This is a genomic window from Pseudoxanthomonas daejeonensis (assembly GCF_010093205.1).
Classification (GTDB): domain Bacteria; phylum Pseudomonadota; class Gammaproteobacteria; order Xanthomonadales; family Xanthomonadaceae; genus Pseudoxanthomonas; species Pseudoxanthomonas daejeonensis.
The window spans coordinates 345,235-364,504 of the sequence record NZ_PDWN01000003.1 but is presented as its reverse complement, the minus strand read 5'-3'; the positions used below and the strand labels follow the sequence as shown (position 1 = coordinate 364,504).

At 64.6% G+C, this 19,270-nt stretch carries 14 protein-coding genes; 4 read left to right on the top strand and 10 right to left on the bottom strand.

Translation table 11 applies throughout. The annotated features are described in order from the left end of the window. The first annotated feature begins 9 nt into the window (after nt 1-9). Nucleotides 10-1,605, top strand: a complete 1,596-nt coding sequence (locus CSC65_RS04825; RefSeq protein ID WP_162408945.1) for an SDR family NAD(P)-dependent oxidoreductase — start codon at nt 10-12, stop codon at nt 1,603-1,605. A 243-nt stretch (nt 1,606-1,848) separates the two neighbouring features. Here CSC65_RS04825 and CSC65_RS04820 read toward each other — a convergent pair whose 3' ends face one another. From CSC65_RS04820 to CSC65_RS04800, 4 genes are all read right to left on the bottom strand, one after another. After that, on the bottom strand, nt 1,849-2,583 hold the full coding sequence (locus CSC65_RS04820) for a porin family protein (protein WP_162408943.1): 735 nt from the start codon (nt 2,581-2,583) through the stop codon (nt 1,849-1,851). 237 nt (nt 2,584-2,820) lie between these two features. Next, nucleotides 2,821-3,294, bottom strand: coding sequence for a YybH family protein (locus CSC65_RS04815; RefSeq protein ID WP_162408941.1), 474 nt, complete (start codon nt 3,292-3,294; stop codon nt 2,821-2,823). Between the two features lie 118 nt (nt 3,295-3,412). After that, nucleotides 3,413-5,629, bottom strand: a complete 2,217-nt coding sequence (locus CSC65_RS04810; RefSeq protein WP_238390276.1) for a M20/M25/M40 family metallo-hydrolase — start codon at nt 5,627-5,629, stop codon at nt 3,413-3,415. A gap of 25 nt (nt 5,630-5,654) precedes the next feature. Further along, complete coding sequence (locus CSC65_RS04800; RefSeq protein WP_162408939.1) at nt 5,655-6,479, bottom strand: glycoside hydrolase family 11 protein; 825 nt, start codon at nt 6,477-6,479, stop codon at nt 5,655-5,657. A gap of 419 nt (nt 6,480-6,898) precedes the next feature. On the opposite strand from CSC65_RS04800, the gene CSC65_RS04795 reads away from it, so the two are divergent. Beyond that, complete coding sequence (locus CSC65_RS04795; protein WP_162408936.1) at nt 6,899-7,333, top strand: VOC family protein; 435 nt, start codon at nt 6,899-6,901, stop codon at nt 7,331-7,333. A gap of 434 nt (nt 7,334-7,767) precedes the next feature. Here CSC65_RS04795 and CSC65_RS04790 read toward each other — a convergent pair whose 3' ends face one another. Next, complete coding sequence (locus CSC65_RS04790) at nt 7,768-8,238, bottom strand: hypothetical protein (RefSeq protein WP_162408934.1); 471 nt, start codon at nt 8,236-8,238, stop codon at nt 7,768-7,770. 547 nt (nt 8,239-8,785) lie between these two features. Here CSC65_RS04790 and dcm point away from each other — a divergent pair. Together dcm and CSC65_RS04780 are read left to right on the top strand one after the other, a co-directional pair. Next, nucleotides 8,786-10,024 (top strand): DNA (cytosine-5-)-methyltransferase, encoded by a 1,239-nt coding sequence (gene dcm, locus CSC65_RS04785; protein WP_162408932.1) that lies wholly within the window; start codon nt 8,786-8,788, stop codon nt 10,022-10,024. Next, entirely contained in the window at nt 10,024-10,476 is a 453-nt protein-coding gene (locus CSC65_RS04780) for a very short patch repair endonuclease (RefSeq protein WP_162408930.1), read from the top strand. Before dcm ends, CSC65_RS04780 begins: the two co-directional genes overlap by 1 nt. On the opposite strand, the gene CSC65_RS04775 is transcribed toward CSC65_RS04780, so the two are convergent. The 5 genes from CSC65_RS04775 to CSC65_RS04755 all read right to left on the bottom strand — a co-directional run bounded on the left by CSC65_RS04775 (nt 10,460) and on the right by CSC65_RS04755 (nt 18,944). After that, nucleotides 10,460-11,812: an MvaI/BcnI family restriction endonuclease gene (locus CSC65_RS04775; RefSeq protein ID WP_162408928.1), complete on the bottom strand. Its 1,353-nt coding sequence runs from the start codon at nt 11,810-11,812 to the stop codon at nt 10,460-10,462. The two genes, CSC65_RS04780 and CSC65_RS04775, sit on opposite strands and share 17 nt — an antisense overlap. A 330-nt stretch (nt 11,813-12,142) precedes the next feature. Next, complete coding sequence (locus CSC65_RS04770) at nt 12,143-12,892, bottom strand: RNA-binding protein (protein ID WP_162408926.1); 750 nt, start codon at nt 12,890-12,892, stop codon at nt 12,143-12,145. Next, complete coding sequence (locus CSC65_RS04765; RefSeq protein WP_162408924.1) at nt 12,889-13,974, bottom strand: AAA family ATPase; 1,086 nt, start codon at nt 13,972-13,974, stop codon at nt 12,889-12,891. Before CSC65_RS04765 ends, CSC65_RS04770 begins: the two co-directional genes overlap by 4 nt. Further along, a complete protein-coding gene (locus tag CSC65_RS04760; RefSeq protein ID WP_202922829.1) occupies nt 13,971-15,077 on the bottom strand; it encodes a DUF262 domain-containing protein in 1,107 nt (368 codons plus the stop codon). The genes CSC65_RS04765 and CSC65_RS04760 overlap by 4 nt, the downstream gene beginning before the upstream one ends. A 66-nt stretch (nt 15,078-15,143) precedes the next feature. Further along, nucleotides 15,144-18,944, bottom strand: a complete 3,801-nt coding sequence (locus CSC65_RS04755) for a methylmalonyl-CoA mutase family protein (protein WP_162408920.1) — start codon at nt 18,942-18,944, stop codon at nt 15,144-15,146. Nucleotides 18,945-19,270 lie beyond the last annotated feature (326 nt).

The window sequence follows — 19,270 nt, the reverse complement described above, 5'->3', positions numbered from 1 at the left end:
GCCCAGCCCATGACCACCCCACCCCGCGCCGCCGCCGGCGATGCCACCCTGCCCGAGCGCGCGCGTATCGCGCGGGAACTGCTCGAAGCGATCCGCGACGACCGCAGCGTGCTCGACGCGCTCGACGACGACGAACGCATCGGCCTGCTGCAGGCCGTGGCGCTCGTGCACCATCCCGAACCGCGCACGCGACGCAAGCAGGCCAGGAACGACGCGCGCGAACGCGCCCGCGAGAAGGCCGAAAAGACCGAGGCTCTGCTCGACCAGACCGGGATCCGCACACTGCGGCGCAAGCCGGTGTTCACCACGCCCAACTACTTCCCGCCGCATCCGCCGGGCCAGCACGACCCGCGCAACAACGCGGTCGATCCGGTGTCCTCGTATGACGCCTCGCACGTGGCCTCGGTCGGCGAGTCGCCCGAACTGCTGCACTGCTACGTCTGCAAGCAGAAGTACACCCAGGTCCATCACTTCTACGACCAGATGTGCATGGCGTGCGCGGAGTTCAATTTCCGCAAGCGCACCGAAACAGCCGACCTGAGCGGCCGCGTCGCCCTGCTCACCGGCGGGCGGGTCAAGATCGGCTACCAGGCCGGCCTGAAGCTGCTGCGCGCCGGCTGCTCGCTGATCGTGACCACGCGCTTCCCGCGCGATTCGGCGCAGCGCTACGCGCAGGAACCGGACTTCGAACAGTGGGGCCACCGGCTGGAAGTGTTCGGCCTGGACCTGCGGCATACGCCCAGCGTCGAGGCGTTCTGCGCCGAACTCATCGCCACCCGCGACCGCCTCGACTTCATCGTCAACAACGCCTGCCAGACCGTGCGGCGCCCGCCGGCGTTCTACGCGCACATGATGGCCGGCGAGACCGCGGGCCTGCACACCCTGCCCGAGCACGTGCGCAAGCTGGTGGGCGGCTACGAAGGCGTGCGCGCCGCCGACCTGCTGCCCGGTGGCAGCCAGTCGCTGGTGGATGGCATGGCGCGCAACACGCCGGCCGGCCTGGCGCGCGCGGCGGAACTGTCGCAGGTGCCCTTGCTGGCCGACGAACTGCTCGGGCAGGCGCACCTGTTCCCGGAAGGCCGCGTCGACAAGGACCTGCAGCAGGTGGACCTGCGCGGAAGGAACTCATGGCGCCTGCAGATGGACGAAGTGCCCGCGGTGGAGCTGCTGGAAACCCAGCTGGTCAACGCGGTGGCACCCTTCATCCTCAACGCGCGCCTGAAGACGCTGATGCTGCGCACGCCCGAGCGTGACAAGCACATCGTCAACGTGTCGGCGGTCGAGGGCCAGTTCTACCGCAACTTCAAGACCACCAAGCACCCGCACACCAACATGGCCAAGGCCGCGCTGAACATGATGACGCGCACGGCGGCCGCCGATTACCACGGCGACGGCATCCACATGAACGCGGTGGACACCGGCTGGGTGACCGACGAGGATCCGGTGGAGATCGCCGCGCGCAAGATCATCGAGGAACGCTTCCACCCGCCGCTGGACATCGTCGACGGCGCCGCGCGCATCGTCGACCCGATCATCGACGGCATCAACACCGGCACCCACGTCTGGGGCCAGTTCCTGAAGGATTACGCGCCGACGGACTGGTGAGGCCCCGCCTCCCGCTTTTGTAGGAGCGGGCATGACCGCGACACCGAGGCGGCCGGAATCACGATGCCGCCGCCGCTTCGACGTCGTCGGTGTCGCGGTCATGCCCGCTCCTACAAAGGCATCTCCGGCCTGCCGCCCCGGTCGTCGCCGGCGTTGCCACCGCGCGGAAAACCCGCATCGGCTACCGGGAACAAGCCCGGACAAGGGAGCGCAGGCCAGGCAGGCCTGCGCTCCCTGCACAACTCAGAACCTGGCTTCGACGCCCAGGGTCACCATGTCGGCCCGATTGATCTCGGTCTCTTCGTAGCCACCGTAGTAGTAATAGGTGGTCGCGTAGGCGTGGTTGGTGTACATCAGGTTGACGTTGAAGTTACGCGTCGCGTCCACGCCGATGCCGAAGCTGGCGTAGCCGCCATCCACGTCGCTTTCGTCGTCGCCATCGCCGTCGGCCGACCAGTAGCCCAGGCGCGCGATCGCGAACCACGGGCTGCCTTCGCCAAAGTTGAAGCGCGCATTGGCGCCGACACTGCCGTAAGTGACCTTGCCGTAACGCCAGCCGTCATCGTCGGTCTCGGCCAACCGGCCACTGGCCAGCTCGATGCCGACCAAGGTGACGTCGCCGGCCTGCCAGCGGTAACCGCCATTGATGGCCGCCACGTTCTGGTCGACATCGTCATAGATCCAGCCCTTGCCCACCTGCGCACCCAGGAAGAACCCACCCTTGGGTTCGGCGGCAGGACGTGTATAGCCGTGCGGCGGCGGCGGGACGCTTGCCGGCGCTGCATAGGTCGGCGCCTGGACGGGCGCAGCCGTCTGCGACGCGGGTTGTGCTTCACCTTGAACCGGCGCGGGAGCGGCCGACGGCTGCTGTTCCTTGTTGCGATAGGCATCCCATGCCGGCGAGACCGACTGGGCACCGGCGCACGGGGCCAGCATGGCCAGAATGAGCGGCAGGACTACGGTTGCAGACTTCTTCACTACGGTATTTCCCCTGTTTGAGATGCATGCTTGCGGAGCGCGCACAACCACCCGCACGGGCCAGTGGCGCGTGCTGGAGGTCGTACGGGAGTGTTCCCAGGCGCCCCTATAGCGGATGCAGGCGCATCCGCAGTCCCTGGCGGGACGCGCGCATTCTAACGATCGCCGTCCCACACGGTGAGATTGGGGCGGACAGAATCGCTTCCGCCCCCTCATGCCTGCCGCAATTCCAACGGCTCAGTTCTTGGCCGTCTCCGGCTTGGCCGGCGGATCATCCGAAGGATGGTCGACCACATACAGCCAGCGTCCATCGATCTTCTTCTGCACATCGGTGAAGCGGCCGCTCTGGGTGAACTCGGCGCCGCTGGCCTTGTCGACCGCGCGGATGGCATAGGTGCCCCACGCCACCCGGGCATCGCCGATGCCTTCATGCCCGATCTCGGTCATCTGTACCTCCTTGACCGTGAAGCCACCCAGGAAGTGGGCGAACCCGTCGCGGATGGCGACGCGTCCCTGCGCCTTCGGACCACCGGGGAACCAGATGATCCCGTCTTCGGCGTAACAGGCCGCGACCGCATCGGCGTTGTTGGACTCGAAGCCGGCCTTGAAGCAATCGCCCGCCGAAGGCTCCTTGCCGGCCGCGACCGCCGACCCGGCCCACAGGGCCAGTGCGCAGAAGACGGCTTTCCCCACCCGATGCCTGTGCTGCATGTCGTTCTCCCTGGTGGCGTGCGCGGGATGGCACGCATGTCGGAGGCGAACGCGATGGCCCCGCCCGGGCGGCCAACACGCGCGCGGAAAGTGATGCCCGATCCTGTCGGCTACCCCCTCACTTCCCCAGCTCATACAGGTACTCCACGTACGACATCACCGCGCCGTCGTAGCCCTGCACGGCGGGGTTGCTGGATTCGATCAGGAAGTACTCATCCGGGGCGTGCGCGCCGCCGCCGTGGCCCAGGCCGAAGTGGGCGGCGGGCAGGCTGAGCGGGGCGTCGGTGAAGACGAAGCCCGGGTATGAGCCGGCGTTGCGTGGCCATAGCAGGGGCTTGATGCCGCGGCGTTCGAGCACGGCGCGCTGGGCCTGGATCAGTCCGGCGCCGGCGGAGGTCTGGGTGCCGTCGTAGCCGCCGCTGACGTTGACCTCGATGTCGCCGTAGCCGCGCTTTTCCAGGTGCGCCTTCAGCGCGGCGATCGCGTCGTCCTTCTTCATGCCCGGGACCAGGCGGAAATCCATCTTGGCCACCGCGCGGCCGGGCAGCACGGTCTTGCCGCCGGGGCCGGTGTAGCCGGCGACCAGGCCTTCGATGTTGACCGTGGGCTGGGAGACCAGGCGCTCGTTGGCCTGCCGCCAGGCCAGGTCGCCGATCCAGTGCTCCACGCCCAGCTGTTCCTTGGCCTTGGCTTCGCTTCGCACCTGGGCGGCGGCGGCGACCATCACCCGGTGCTCGGCGCTGATCGGCGGCGCCTTCGGATAACCGTCGATGGTGATGATGTTGCCGTCCTCGGAAACCAGCGTGTCCAGCGCCTTGACCAGGTGCCAGACGGGGCTGTCGACCATGGCCTTGAGCGAGGAATGCACGTCCTTCTTCGGGCCGCGTCCCCACTTCTCGCCGCTGGCGACCAGCTCCAGTTCGATCACGCCCTTGGCGCCCAGGGAAATGGTCACGTTGCCATCGGAATCCTGCGCCGCGTACGGCATGAACACGCCGACCGAATCGCGCAAGACCTCTTCCACTTCCGGGCGATGCACCAGCTGGCCGATGTGCGGCGAGCCGATCTCCTCCTCGCCCTCGGCCACCAGCACCAGGTTCACCGGCAGCGGCTGCCCGGATTCGCGGATCGCGTGCAGTGCGCCGAGGAACGCGGCCTGCGGGCCCTTCTGGTTCACCGCGCCGCGCCCCATCAGCACCTTGCCCAGGCCCGGCTTGTCGACCAGCCGCGACTCCAGCGGCGGCGAGGACCATTCGGCCGGGTCGTACTGCTTCACGTCGTACATGAAGTACAGGCCCACGGTCTTCTCGGCGCCGGCATCGAGCGTGGCGAACACGCCCGGCTTGCCGTCGGTGTCCAGGATCTCGACCTGCTGGAAGCCGGCCTCGCGCGCCAGCCTGGCCATGTACTCGGCACCCTCGCGCGCATTGAGGTCTTCGGCGGCGATGGACGGCAGCGCGATCCAGTCCTTCAACCGCTTGAGCGAGACGTCGTGCTGGGCGGTGACGGTGCGCTCGATGGCGGCGAGGTCCGGCTCGGCGGCCATGGACAGGCCTGGCAGGCCGAGCAGGACCGCGAGGACGCAGGCCGCAACCGCACGGCGTCGAACGGGGACGGACGGGTGCATGTGGCGCTCCGGCTGGGGTGGTGTCGATGGCGATGCTAACCACTCGCGGGCGCTCGTGCGGCGGCGCGAGCCGCGCCGTCGCAGGACGCTTGCCAGGACCGCGCCGGGTCCCGGTGGCGCGGTCCAGCCCGCCGTGCGGATCAAGGCTATTCGGCGGCACCGGCTGGGGCGTGGGCGGGCGGCCTGTGATCGCCTGAAGCCGCTCGACCGACGCACGGCCCGACGAGTGCGCGCACCCCCTGGCGCCGCCCGGCGCGCACCTGCACGCGGAGTCACAGGTGACCCTCGCGTTTGTAGGAGCGGGCATGACCGCGACACCGAGGCAGCCGGACCCACGATGCCGTCGCCCGTGCCGGTGTCGCCGGTGTCGCCGGTGTCGCCGGTGTCGCCGGTGTCGCCGGTGTCGCCGGTGTCGCCGGTGTCGTCGGTGTCGTCGGTGTCGCCGGTGTCGCGGGTGTCGCGGGTGTCGCGGGTGTCGCAGGTGTCGCCGGTGTCGCCGGTGTCGCCGGTGTCGTCGGTGTCGTCGGTGTCGCCGGTGTCGCGGGTGTCGCGGGTGTCGCGGGTGTCGCGGGTGTCGCAGGTGTCGCCGGTGTCGCCGGTGTCGCCGGTGTCGCCGGTGTCGTCGGTGTCGTCGGTGTCGTCGGTGTCGTCGGTGTCGTCGGTGTCGCGGTCATGCCCGCTCCTACAACAGCAGACCCCGCGCCCCATCGATCACACCGGCGCGCACGTGCGATTACCTGCCCGCATCCCAGACCCGCCCCGACGCGGTGCCGCTCTTTTCCACCAGGAAGACCTCCACCGCGAAGACCTGGTAGGTGGGGTCGTCGCTGGCGTCGAAGTTGTCCAGGTTGGGGAGCTTCCAGCCGTTGGCTTCCCAGGCCTTCACGTGGTCGGCAAAGATGATCTTGTGGTCGACCCCGAGCGGCATCTGCTCGCTGGGCTTGCTCCAGTACTGGTAGAACGTCTCGGTGTTGTTGATCGAGGGCTTTTCCCTGCGCACGGTGCGCCAGGTGGTGTACTCCACGCCGTTGCTGACGAAGGTGATGCCCTGCTCGCCGCCCTGCGCCGGCGTGCGGACCCAGCGCTGGATGATGTAGTACTCGACCAGGTGGGCCGGATCGGCCGGATCCATCGTCTTGTCGTAGCCCCAGCCATACAGGGTCACGTAGCTCGCGCCCGCGTCCTCGTCGAGGCGGTAGCCGATCACGCGGTTGCGGTCGCCGCTTTCCCAGCCCGGCCCACCGACGTAGTTGTAGTCCCCACCGATCCAGTCGATCTTGAAGTTCCCCTGCTCGTCCAGCTTGAACGCCGCTTCGCCACCGTCCTTCCAGTGGGTGAAAAACAGATCGCCCACGTGGCCGGTCGCATGGCTCCGGGTGAGCAGCGTCTCACCGGCAAAACGCTGGGTGTAGGCCTTGAACTTGGTGATCGGGGGCTTGCCCTTGTCCGCAGGCGCGGACTGGGGAGGCGGCGCATCGGAGGCCGAGGGCGTGGCGCAGCCGGCAATGCCCAGGATCAGGGCGCAGGTCAGGATCGAGGTCGCGAGGCGGTAGGTCATGGGGTGGCGTAACAAACCTTGGGTTTCTGCACGGGAAAGACGACCGTAGCATCCGCCACGGCGGAATGTTCGCGCCCGGCGACCGTCGTAGGCACGGGTGATCGGAGAAGCCAGCCGCGAATCCGACGGCCCGTGAGCGGGCAATACCGCCTGCGCATCGATCGACCGGCGGGTACCGGAACGCCGCCCTTGCAGGAGCGGGCATGCCCGCGACACCGACGCCCTCGGCACGGGCGACGGCATCGTGATTCCGGCCTCCTCGGTGTCGCGGTCATGCCCGCTCCTACGCAGAGCACCCGCGCCCCACCGTGCCAATTCCCAACGCGAACGCGCCGCCCTATCGTGTCGATCCCCACCGCCGCCGCACGTCGCCAGGTTGTATCCGGAGCCCCCGGCTCCATGGACCACAAGGAGCGCACATGAAGATCGTCACCAGCCTCAGCTTCCAGGGCCAATGCCGCGAAGCGTTCGAGTTCTACGCCAAGGTGCTTGGCGGCAAGATCACCTTCGCCCTGCCTTACAGCGAGGCGCCGCCGGAGATGCAGGTCAGCGATCCCAAGCACAAGGACTGGCTGATGCACTGCTGGCTGGAGGTGGGCGACCAGGCCCTGATGGGCGCGGACATGCCTCCGGAATGGGCGCCGAACATCGACAAGCCCAAGAACGGCTTCGACGTCAGCCTGCACACCGACGACGTGGCCCAGGCCCGGCGCTGGTTCGAGGCGCTGTCCGAGGGCGGCAGGCAGGTCATGCCCCTGGCCGAGACCTTCTGGTCGCCCGGCTTCGGCTCCCTGGTCGACCGCTTCGGCATCCCGTGGATGGTCAACACCAATCCTCCTGCCGACCCGAAGTGAACCCGCGGTCGGAGCCTGGAACCCGGGCGATCGGGAAAAAAGCTCGATCCACCGAGCCTTGACCCTCACACGCCGAGTCCAGAACTCGGCCGATGGAGTCCCCGACTCGACACACCGAGTCCCAGGCTCGGTCGGCCGAGTCCGGAGCCCCGCGTGCCGAGTTCCAGACCTCATCGACCGAGTCCAAAGCTCGACACACCGAGTTCCGATCCTCACGCGCCGAGTCCAGAGCTCGGCGCACCGAGTCCGGAACTCCATCGACCGAGTTCCGGACTCTGACGGTTGCAAAAGAAACGGCCGCGCGCGCCAAGGGGGCGGGGCGGCCGTGGAAGGTGCAGCGAGGGGTTAGCCCGGGTCGGGCTCCGGTGCACCCCGGCGCTGGGGAGAGACGGCGCCGGCGGGGGAACTGAGGCAAACGGGAAAGGCGGCGCGGCTCAGGCCTCGGCCGGTTCCGGCTCGGCGCTGCGGCTGCGGGCCCATCGGCTGGAAAGCTCCTTGCGCAGGCCGTCCAGGCCCTGCTGCCTGCCCGACACCTTCAGCAGCGCATAGCCCTCCAGCGCCGCGTCCATCACGTCGGCGCCCAGCGCCATCTCGGTGTCGCGGCCGCGCTCGGCCAGGCGCTGCACCCGGTCCAGCAGCGGCGCCAGCTGGTCCAGCGCCAGCAGGTCGGCCTGCGCCTCGGCCAGCTCCAGCCCCGGCGGCACGATCTGCGGGTTCTGCGCCAGCACGCGCAGGGTCTGCCGGCAGAACACCTCCGACTTCTGCCCCATCTTGGTCAGCCGCCGGCGCTCGCCGATCGACAGCGACACCAGCCCGGCCAGGGCCTGCTCCAGCGCGGTGACGGCCTGCTCGGCCTGCGCCAGCTGCTCGTTGCTCAACTCCAGGGACACCAGGTTCTGCGACACGGCGGTTCTCCTTTTCCGGTGAGCCGGCCACGATTGACCGGCGGACGCAGGGTCAACGGAAAAGTGCCGTGGGCGTAGTCGGCCCGCGCCGCGCTGGCGTGTCAGGCAATGCCCAAGTTCGTGTAGGAATTTTCCGAATGAAGCGGCCGGATCGACCTGTCTCTCCTCCTGAGACGCACCCACGGCACCCTTGATCTGCGCGCATCCGCGCGCGAACGAGGACTGCCAACGATGGACAGGTACCACGTGAACAACACTCCGCAGCCCAACGGAGACCATGAAGTCCACAAGGACGGCTGCTACTGGCTTTCGCGTGCTTCGAGCACGCGTGATCTGGGACTGCATTCGTACTGCGCCACCGCGGTGGCGGCTGCCAGGGGCATCTACCGGACGGCGAACGGGTGCGCGACGTGCGCGCCCAGCTGCCACACCGGTTAGGTCACCGGTCAAACCGTTGTCCTTCGGCGCCGCAGGGCGCCGCCTTTTTGCCCTCTTCCACCACGGGACATTTCCGGACAGAATGTCCCCATCTTTCCCGGAGTCAACAATGGACGTCTACGAGCTGCTCGACCGCGCATTGAAGCAATTCAGCCCCAAGGAAGTGGGCCTGGCTCTGGAAGTCGACCCCAAGACCGTCCGCCGCTGGCACCTCGGCGAGACAAAACCCCCGGCCTATGTGGCCGACGCCATCCGCCAGCGCCTGCTGCCGCTGGGCGAGCCGCCGTCGGACCCGGGGAAGTTCACCTTCATCGACCTGTTCGCCGGCATCGGTGGCATCCGCACCGCCTTCGAACAGCAGGGTGGCCGCTGCGTGTTCACCAGCGAGTGGGACCCGTACGCCCGCAAGACCTACGCCGCCAACTTCCATGACGGCCCGGACCACGTGTTCGCCAGCGACATCACCAAGGTCCACGAGGATGACGTGCCGGAGCATGACGTCCTCCTGGCGGGTTTCCCCTGCCAGCCGTTCTCCATTGCCGGCGTGTCCAAGAAGAACGCGCTTGGCAGACCGCACGGCTTCTCCGACAAGACCCAAGGCACCCTCTTCTTCGACGTCGCCCGCATCATCGCGGCCAAGCGGCCCAAAGCTTTCCTGCTGGAGAACGTCAAGAACCTTGTCAGCCACGACAAAGGCCGCACCTTCTCCACGATCATCGACGTGCTGCAGAACGAACTCGGCTATCACGTGAAGTTCCGGGTCATCAACGGCAAGCATTTCGTGCCGCAGCACCGCGAGCGCATCATCATCGTCGGCTTCCGCGATACCGCGGATTTCAGCTGGGACGATCTGGAACTGCCTGCATACGAGGACGCCCCCAAGCTGGGCAGCATCCTGCATAGCGAGAACGGCAAGGAATCCGGGGACATCCCGTCGCTCGGCCCGAAGGGCAAGGTCCTGGACAAGTACATCCTGTCCGACAAACTCTGGGACTACCTGCAGAACTATGCAGCCAAGCATCGCGAAAAAGGCAACGGCTTCGGCTTCGGCCTGGTGACTCCGAAGGACACCGCCCGCACCCTATCGGCCCGCTACTACAAGGACGGCTCTGAAATCCTGATCTCCCGCGGCGCTAAGAAGAATCCGCGCCGGCTGACTCCGCGCGAGTGCGCCCGCCTGATGGGCTTCGGCGACGATTTCCGGATTCCAGTGTCCGACACCCGCGCCTACAAGCAGTTCGGCAACTCGGTGGTCGTACCGGTGATCGCCGAGGTCGCCCGGATCATGGTGCCGCACCTGGAAGAGAAGAAGGCGGCACCGGCCAAGCGATCCCGCAAAGCCGCCTGATGGCCGACATCATCAGCCCGGAACGGCGTTCCGCGCTGATGTCGCGGATCCGCGGCAAGGACACGAAGATCGAACTGGAGGTCCGTCATGGCCTCCACGCACTGGGGTTCCGCTACCGGCTTGGGGGCGCCGGCCTGCCCGGCAGGCCAGATATCGTTCTGCCGAAGTACCGCACTGTGGTGTTCGTCCACGGTTGCTTCTGGCACCAGCATGGTTGCCATCTGTTCCGCTTGCCCAAGACGCGAACTGAGTTCTGGAAGGCGAAGGTGGATGCGAACCGGGTCCGGGATCTGAGAGCGGAGGCACAGCTGAGGGAGCTGGGCTGGCATGTGGAGACGGTGTGGGAGTGCCAGCTCCGTGGGAAAGCAGACAGCGAACGATCCGAAGCGATCCTCGCGCTTGCACGCAGCGTGAAACGCAGGTCCGGACAGGTGTCTAGGCCCCCTCGGTGACATCCACCAGCCGCGTCTTCTCGTAAAGCCCGGATATTCTTCGACTGTCCACTCTGAACTGGCTCCTTCGCTTGAGCTGCGGACGTTTCGAACCCGCCTGTTCGATCTTCATCCCCGGATCGTAATAGACGACCCCGTCCGCAAACGCGCGCAACAACAACTTGAACTTGGCACCTTCTGCCAGCAGCACATCCTTCCCGTAGCGATATCGGATGTCGGGTTTGCGCTGGATCTGCGATGGCACGTAAGCAGCCTGGGCATGCTTCTTCCGCCAGTGGTCCATCAACTTTGAGAACGACCATTCGGCCGCGACCTCATCTGTCGAATCGAGGAGCTGGACGCCGCCAGACGCGTCGATCACACCCGAATCAGCGTCATATCCACGCAGCATCAGTCGCAGCCCCGTCAGACCATGGGGCTGGGCACCTGACCGGTAGACACCTCCGAAGTTGAGACGATCCTGCCGCCCCGTCCGGTCTGGGTACCCCCACTTGCGGACAAAGAGCTCTGCGCCCTGATCCACATAAAATCCACCTGAGGGCTCTGGCGTCATCAAGGTGATTCTGGATACACGAGGCCTCGCAATGGAGAAGACACCATGCTGCTTGACCTCCCACCCATGAAAGTCGGGCTCCGACTTCCCGTTAGCCCTGATCCCCAGATGGCTCTCCAGCGTAACGCCTCCGCAGTTCGTCCCCGTGCACGGCGAGAACGATCCATCCGCTTCCAGATAGACCGGGTCAAGCCAGCCTGCCAGATGGATATGGCGCAGCCGGGAGATGAGAAGGCTCTGCGACGAAGAACCCTGGGTGCCGCGTAGCTCGAATCGATGAAGAACACCGTAGGGCTCTCCATCGTGCGTGCGAAGTGCGCGTGCCTCTTCACTTTCCGGCGGGAACGCCACCGCGACAGTTCGCCCATCTTCAAGCGGAGCGAGCACAAGCACTCGGCCCGGAGCTCTGCCATGACGGCCGATATCGAAGAGTCCGGATGGTGCCGCAGGACAGCTCCGCAGAAACCCTGAGAGCCTGACTTCGCTGTACTGGGGATACATGATCAGCTTGGCATGGGGCGCCCGCACCAGCTCCCCTGACGGCATCAGCCACTGCAGATCCATCTTGGCGCGGAAAATAGGGCCCCGCTTCCCCCGGCCCTGCTTGGCTGACGTCCCGGAAACCGTCTCGACTTCGCCGGACGGAATCTTGCCCAACGCAGAGACATCCCCCGCCAGATATATCTGGTTCTTGCTATTGTCGTTTGGCGCCAGCCGCTTGACCAGAACTTCCCGCGCGCCAAGGTCTGCGAGCCGTCGCCCAAGACTGGTCAGCGGGAACACCCTGTCTGAACCAGCGGCCGAGCCATCGTCTAGGTGGCTACCCATCTATTCCCCCAAACCACATTCGGAACTGCAAAGGCAAGTAACCACTCCGGTACGCACAGCAAAGAAAGCTCATTCCCTCAACGTCCCGTCGCCCCCGGAAAGTTCACTCTATCCCCTGTTTCGGAAGACCTAGTTGCGGCTTCCTACTTTGAAAAGTGCACTCTGACCCCTGTTTCCCCTGTTTTACCCGCTCAATATGAAGAGCGGTTCAATCGCCTAGGGGATGTGCCCTAGGTCCACTGTCCGAAGAATCCGGGTCGCTCCAACCTGACCTCATTTTCGACATTAACGCGACCGGACATGCAGCAGAATATCGGGCGGCACCTCGCTTTCGATCACTTCGTACGCGTGATAGACAGGCCCGCCCAGATATCCCGTTAGGACAAATTTCAAAAACTTCGCGTCGTGAACGCCAAAGAAGTGACCTGCACCGTCACTGACCGCCGCATATAACGCCGCTTGAGCATCGTCATCTCCCACAGTCATCGGCGCTACGAGCCCCCCCCCCGCCCAGTAAGGAAGCGGCCCATGCTTGGGGTTAGCCTCATAACGCGGAAGTAAACGACGAAGTCCATCAGGCTCATGCACGGAAGGGCAATCCCCTCGCCGGCGCCCCATCACGTTATCCAAATCAACAGCGTCAGATACACAGGCCGGCGAACCACCAAATCCCGCAAGCAACGTTGTATCCATTAATTCGTTCGACGCATCACCAACGATGCGCTCCCCTCCCCCCGAGAGAGAATGCTCTGAATAGGTGATAGTCGCCCGCCGAGCGCGTCGCGTTGCGCCGTACCATCTGAGCCGCAGATCGCGATTCAGATGGCCAAAACATTCTGCGAGAACCGTACTACCGCGCAGGATGCACCGCCGCTCAATATTCGCATCAAAAGAGAGAACAATCGTCCCCACTGAAAGACCAGGCCGAACCAGCTCGAAGCAAGAGAGCAAAGCGCGCACAGCGCGCTCCGCGTCGGCCGTGGTGTTGAATTGCCGATTTGCCGACAATGTATTAATGGTTATCTCGATCGTCATAAACGGGACAAATCATGCTCCATCTGATCGAAAAATCCTTCAGGCCAGCGATTTATCCCGCCATCTTTGTCAACAATTAGCGGAAAGACCTTTGCCGCCCCCATCTCTCCGGCGAAGAAAATTACCTTGATCAACTGATGATTCAATGCACCATCATGCACCGCCAATCGCATCCCATTCAGCACATGATCGCTGTGACTCTCCACCACAACCTGCACACCGGCCTGAGCAAATTTTGCAAGAAGCCACCCCATCCGTGATTGAGCACGGGGATGAAGATGCGCTTCTGGGCTATCAATAACGATCGTTTGCCCCACCCTAGCTGTGACCAAAGCGACGACTATTGGAAATGCGTAGCTGTAACCGTAACCAACATTCGCCGGCCGCCGCCACTCACCAAATTCCGACGTTCGAAATTGCAAGTTCAGCAGCGAAAGGTGGCTGAAAAACTGAACATTGACCCCCGCACCAGGGAATAGCCACGACATCCACTCGTCTATAACTTTGCGAACAGTGTGCCCCCCTGAATCCGAGTGCCGTCGCTCCTCAAGTACCGCTTCGTCAGCGAACCTGTTGTACTCAAATGCGGCATAACGTCCATCAGCGCCAACATCTCTAGCGCCGCTGTCCAAGTCCGGCACGGGATAGTCATCTGGAGTCGCCTGCCTAACCGCACCTATGAACGAAAGCCGACGAAGGCTGCTGAAAACTGACTGATCGTCTCCCCCCTCATGAGTCTGGCCCGACGAAGAACTGAAAGACAGGGATCTCTCACCGGGTCGAGCCCTTAGTGTCCACCGCCTGGATTCCGTCTTGGTGGAAACCGTGAAATCCACAGCTTCGCTTCTGGAGCCCATAGGTATCACATCACCCACTGAGCCGAGCCGCACGAACTTCCCGTTAAGCGGAAACTTTTTTACAGGGAAGCCGCCCGCGCGCATGGCTTGAGCCAGCAGCAACAGCGGCTGCAGCGCACTTGATTTCCCTCCGCTATTAAATCCTGTAAGCAGAGTAAGCTGGCCGAAGTCAACATCCAGCCTCTCAAAGCACTTGAAGTTACAAATATTGAGTGACGTGATCACAAGGTCGCGCTCATCACAGCGTTTCGCGCCGCGGAGAAGCGCGCCCTTACTGCCGCTGTACTGTTGGTCGAATATGTAATCGCCTTGATAAAACCTTCATCTTCCTCAAGTTCTAAGATTTTCGCTTTTAAGGCACGCCGCACATGCTCATTGCCTAGAGCAGAATCAGCAATGTCAAGCATCGAAACCGCACAAACTTCGAATAGTGAAATATTAATTATTGAGCGCGCCGCCCAAGTTTGATTTACAAACAATGACTTTCTAAAGGCGTGCTCACCGAACAGAATTCGATTTAAATCCATCACAGCATCAAAAGACCGCCGCAACTCTACGCGCTCCTTCTCCGAGAGCTTTGACAGCTTCAGAAGTCCGGACGCCAGAAAGGCATCCATATCGCCAGTCGTATAAGCGAGCTCTCCAAGCAAGTAAAACGCACAAAAACGATTTACCGCCTCTCTGTCACGCATAGTCTTGGTGTTTAACCTGCGATCCGTAGCGACCTGAAATGCATGGCCTTCAGTTGCCTCGCGAAGCCACGTTGTAGCCGGCCCGTTGTAAAGAGCATTCCGCATCTGCTGCCGCGTAAGTGGCTCACCACTATTAACCCGCTCAAAAATATCCAAACGCGCCCGTTCGGGAGCCTTGGCATCAAGAATATACATGGTCAACTGAGTATCAAGCACCCTTTCTCGAAGATTAATTGTCAAATCCTCAAAGTATTTCCCCTCCAAAGGATGCTCTCCCTTAGAAGTCGATCCAGCAGCAACAAGTCCGGTTAAGCGGAACTGGTTATTGATGAAGCGAGTAAGTGTGGTAAGCCTCTGCAGCCCATCTACAACAATGATTCTCCCATCGGGAGCCTCGGCTACATAGAACACTGGAAGGGGGATGCGCATGACACAACTCTCGATAAGCTTCGACTGCTTCGAGGTAGGCCAAACAAACTCCCTTTGAAAATCGGGATCCAGTATGTATCGACCCTTCTCAATCCGGCCCACGACCTCCGCTACAGTGCGCAGTTCAGTTCGAACAAAAACGGAGTCAAGCGGATAGTCGCCCCAGCCGTCGCCGGAGGAGTCATCAGCACCCTCAACGTCGTCCATTAGCTCATTTGTCGTCATTAATTTGCCTAGTTTTCGACGCTGACAGTGTCAAATATGTCATGACCACTACATATTCCGCCGATACTCCCCGCCCACGTCATACAGCGCATGGCTGATCTGACCGAGGCTGTGGGTCTTGACCGCTTCCACCAGCGCCGCGAAGACGTTCCCCCGCCTGCGCGCCGTGTCCTGAAGATACGCCAGGCCGTGGCCGTCGTGAATCTCGCCGGGGTCCTCGCCCTCCTCCACCCGGTGGCCGTGGCCGGTTTCCCCTTCCGGGGCCAGGTGGTTGCGTGAGGCCTGCCAGCCGCGCACGTTCTCGATCTGCTGGGCCTTCTCGGCCTCGGTGGAGCGGATCAGCTCGATCTCGGTGGCCACCTCGCCGGCGTGTTCCTTGGGCAGGAAGGTGTTGACGCCCACCAGCGGCAGCGAGCCGTCGTGCTTCTTGTGCTCGTAGTACATCGACTCTTCCTGGATCTTGCCGCGCTGGTACATGGTGTCCATGGCGCCGAGCACGCCGCCGCGCTCGCTGATGGCCTCGAACTCCTTGTAGACCGCTTCCTCGACCAGGTCGGTCAGGTACTCCACCGCGAAGCTGCCCTGCCACGGGTTCTCGCAGAAGTTCAGCCCCAACTCCTTGTTGATGATCATCTGGATGGCCACCGCGCGGCGCACGCTCTCCTCGGTGGGCGTGGTGATGGCCTCGTCGTAGGCGTTGGTATGCAGGCTGTTGCAGTTGTCGAACAGCGCGTAAAGGGCCTGCAGCGTGGTGCGGATGTCGTTGAACTGGATCTCCTGCGCGTGCAGTGAGCGGCCGCTGGTCTGGATGTGGTACTTCATCATCTGGCTGCGCTCGTTGCCTTGGTAGCGCTCGCGCATGGCGCGGGCCCAGATCCGGCGGGCGACGCGGCCGATGACGGTGTACTCCGGGTCCATGCCGTTGCTGAAGAAGAAGCTCAGGTTGGGCGCGAAGTCGTCGATGTGCATGCCGCGCGCCAGGTAGTACTCGACGATGGTGAAGCCATTGGACAGGGTGAAGGCGAGCTGGCTGATCGGGTTCGCCCCGGCCTCGGCGATGTGGTAGCCGGAGATGGACACCGAGTAGAAATTGCGGACCTGGTGGTCGACGAAGTACTGCTGGATGTCGCCCATCATGCGCAGGGCGAACTCGGTGCTGAAGATGCAGGTGTTCTGGGCCTGGTCTTCCTTGAGGATGTCGGCCTGCACGGTGCCGCGCACGGTCTTGAGCGTTTCGGCCTTGATCGCCGCGTAGGTGTCGGCGTCGACCAGCTGCTCGCCGGTGACGCCGAGCAGGCCCAGGCCCAGGCCGTCGTTGGTCGGCGGGAGGTCGCCGTGGTAGCGCGGGCGTGGCTTGCCGGCGAACAGGGCTTCGATCTTCTTTTCGGCCTCGGCCCAGCGCTGCGGGTCGGCCTTGAGGTGCTTCTCGACCTGCTGGTCGATGGCGGTGTTCATGAACATCGCCAGGATCATCGGCGCCGGGCCGTTGATGGTCATCGACACGCTGGTGGTCGGCGCGCACAGGTCGAAGCCGGAGTACAGCTTCTTCATGTCGTCCAGGGTCGGCACGTTGACCCCGGAGTTGCCGATCTTGCCGTAGATGTCCGGGCGCGGCGCCGGGTCCTCGCCGTACAGGGTGACCGAGTCGAATGCGGTGGACAGGCGCGCGGCCGGCTGGCCGACGGACAGGTAATGGAAGCGGCGGTTGGTGCGCTCGGGCGTGCCTTCGCCGGCGAACATGCGGATCGGGTCTTCGCCGGTGCGGCGGTACGGGTAGACGCCGCCGGTGTACGGGTAGCTGCCGGGCAGGTTCTCCTTGCCGAGGAAGGTCAGCAGCTCGCCCCACGACTTGTAGGTGGGCGCGGCGATCTTGGGGACCTTCTGGTGGCTCAGGGACTCGCGGTAGTTCTCGACGCGGATGGTCTTGGCGCGGACCTGGTATTCGGTGAATTCGTCGGTGATGGATTTCAGGCGCCCGGGCCATTCGCGCAGCTGGCGCAGGGCTTCGTTGGAGAGCGACTGCACGGCGTCGTTGTAGCGCTGGCGCAGGGTGAGCAAAGACCGGTCCGGCGCTTCCCCTGTAGGACCGCGATTCATCGGCGACCCGACGCCGTCGCGCATGCCCGCGTTCGACACCGTTGCCGGGTCATCCGACGGCTTCGTTGAGTCATTGCCCGTGTCGCCGATAAATCGGGCTCCCACAAGGCTGGCGTCGCGAACAGGGAGGCCGTCGCGGCCGGGAGATGCGTTGCGACCGGCGCGGGCGCCATCGGTGACCAGGGCATCGGCGGGATAGAGGCCGAGGGCTTCGGGCAGGCTTGGGTCGCCCAGGTCGCGCAGGGATTCCCAGTACGACTGCGCGCGGCTGGCGGTGTCGGCTTCGGTCTCGATGCGGCGGTTGATGCCGCGGCCCTGCTCGGCGATCTCGGCCAGGTAGCGCACGCGCGCGCCGGGGATCAGCACGGTGGCACGCGGCTCCTTGAGCGTGGTGTCGATCTGCGGGGTCCACTTGTCCGCCGGCAGCGACAGCTTGGTCGACAGCAGGCGGCACAGGTTGGCGAACATCCAGCTGATGCCGGGGTCGTTGAACTGGCTGGCGATCGTCGGATAGACCGGGATGTCGGCGTCGGCGGTGCTGAAGGCGGTGCGGTTGCGCTTCCACTGCTTGCGCACGTCGCGCAGCGCATCCTCGGCCCCGCGGCGGTCGTACTTGTTGAGCACGATGAGCTCGGCGTAATCGAGCATGTCGATCTTCTCGAGCTGGCTGGCCGCGCCGTAGTCGGAGGTCATGACGTACATCGGGAAGTCGACCAGGTCGACGATTTCCGAATCGGACTGGCCGATGCCGGCGGTCTCCACGATCACCAGGTCGAAGCCCAGCGACTTGAGGTAGCCGATGCAATCCTTGAGCACCGCGTTGGTGGCCACGTTCTGGCGGCGGGTGGCCATCGATCGCATGTAGACGCGATGGCTGCGCAGCGAGTTCATGCGGATGCGGTCGCCCAGCAAAGCGCCACCGCTGCGACGACGCGTAGGGTCGACCGAGATCACCGCCATGCGCATCGCCGGGAAGCTGGCCAGGAAGCGGTTGAGCAGTTCGTCGGTGACCGAGGACTTGCCGGCGCCGCCGGTGCCGGTGATGCCGATGACCGGGGTGCGGCCGGAGGCCAGCTGCCACTGCTTGCGCAGGCGGGCCAGTTCGACGTCGGCGTGGTCGCCATCCTCGATGGCGCTGAGGGCGCGGCCGATGGAGATTTCGTCGGCGGTGGACGGCGGCGTTGTGGTGGGGGATGCGGCGTTGGGGCCGGTGGCACCGGCATCGGCGAGGGCGCGACCGGGGGCATTGCCACGAACGGCATCGGCACGGTTGGCCTCGACACGCGCGGCGCTGGCACGGGCGACGACGTCTTCGATCATCTCCACCAGGCCCATCTTCATGCCGTCGTTGGGGTGGTAGATGCGTTCGACGCCGTAGGCTTCCAGTTCGCGGATTTCCTCGGGGGTGATGGTGCCGCCGCCGCCGCCGAACACGCGGATGTGCGACGCGCCCTTCTCGCGCAGCATGTCGACCATGTACTTGAAGTACTCGACGTGGCCGCCCTGGTAGCTGGACAGCGCGATCGCGTCGGCGTCTTCCTGCAGCGCGGCGCGGACGACGTCCTCGACGCTGCGGTTGTGGCCCAGGTGGATGACCTCGGCGCCCTGCGCCTGGATCAGCCGGCGCATGATGTTGATCGCCGCGTCATGGCCGTCGAACAGGCTGGCGGCGGTGACGAAGCGCAACGGGGTGGCGTCGGGGTTCGGCTGCGGGGTGACTTCCGAGGAGCGGGGACTGGCGGGCGTGCTCATGCGTGCGCTGCTTGAATCAAGGACTTGGGCCAGATTCTAGTGCTTGCAGGCGAAACGTATGGGTGCGCTGCAGCGTGACTTTGGCCGGTGGGGATGGCGCCGCCCTGTAGGAGCGGGCATGACCGCGACACCGACGCCCCTGGCCGGGGTGACGGCCCCGTGATTCCGATCGATGGCTACGGTGCGCGGATGCCTCGTGATTCCGACCGGGGATTCGGCACGGGCGGCGGCATCGTGGTTCCGACCGCCTCGGTGTCGCGGTCGTGCCCGCTCCTACAACGGCCGCGTCTGCGTTGCCGCCGCGGCCGTTCGATGCGCCACACCGC

What these genes read in the sequence shown, in the direction of transcription:
- CSC65_RS04825 (WP_162408945.1), top strand. Translation starts at nt 10, where the DNA reads ATGACCACCCCACCCCGCGCCGCCGCCGGCGATGCCACCCTGCCCGAG.
- CSC65_RS04815 (WP_162408941.1), bottom strand. Translation starts at nt 3,294, where the DNA reads ATGCAGCACAGGCATCGGGTGGGGAAAGCCGTCTTCTGCGCACTGGCC.
- CSC65_RS04810 (WP_238390276.1), bottom strand. Translation starts at nt 5,629, where the DNA reads ATGGGGCGCGGGGTCTGCTGTTGTAGGAGCGGGCATGACCGCGACACC.
- CSC65_RS04800 (WP_162408939.1), bottom strand. Translation starts at nt 6,479, where the DNA reads ATGACCTACCGCCTCGCGACCTCGATCCTGACCTGCGCCCTGATCCTG.
- CSC65_RS04795 (WP_162408936.1), top strand. Translation starts at nt 6,899, where the DNA reads ATGAAGATCGTCACCAGCCTCAGCTTCCAGGGCCAATGCCGCGAAGCG.
- dcm (WP_162408932.1), top strand. Translation starts at nt 8,786, where the DNA reads ATGGACGTCTACGAGCTGCTCGACCGCGCATTGAAGCAATTCAGCCCC.
- CSC65_RS04780 (WP_162408930.1), top strand. Translation starts at nt 10,024, where the DNA reads ATGGCCGACATCATCAGCCCGGAACGGCGTTCCGCGCTGATGTCGCGG.
- CSC65_RS04770 (WP_162408926.1), bottom strand. Translation starts at nt 12,892, where the DNA reads ATGACGATCGAGATAACCATTAATACATTGTCGGCAAATCGGCAATTC.
- CSC65_RS04760 (WP_202922829.1), bottom strand. Translation starts at nt 15,077, where the DNA reads ATGGACGACGTTGAGGGTGCTGATGACTCCTCCGGCGACGGCTGGGGC.
- CSC65_RS04755 (WP_162408920.1), bottom strand. Translation starts at nt 18,944, where the DNA reads ATGAGCACGCCCGCCAGTCCCCGCTCCTCGGAAGTCACCCCGCAGCCG.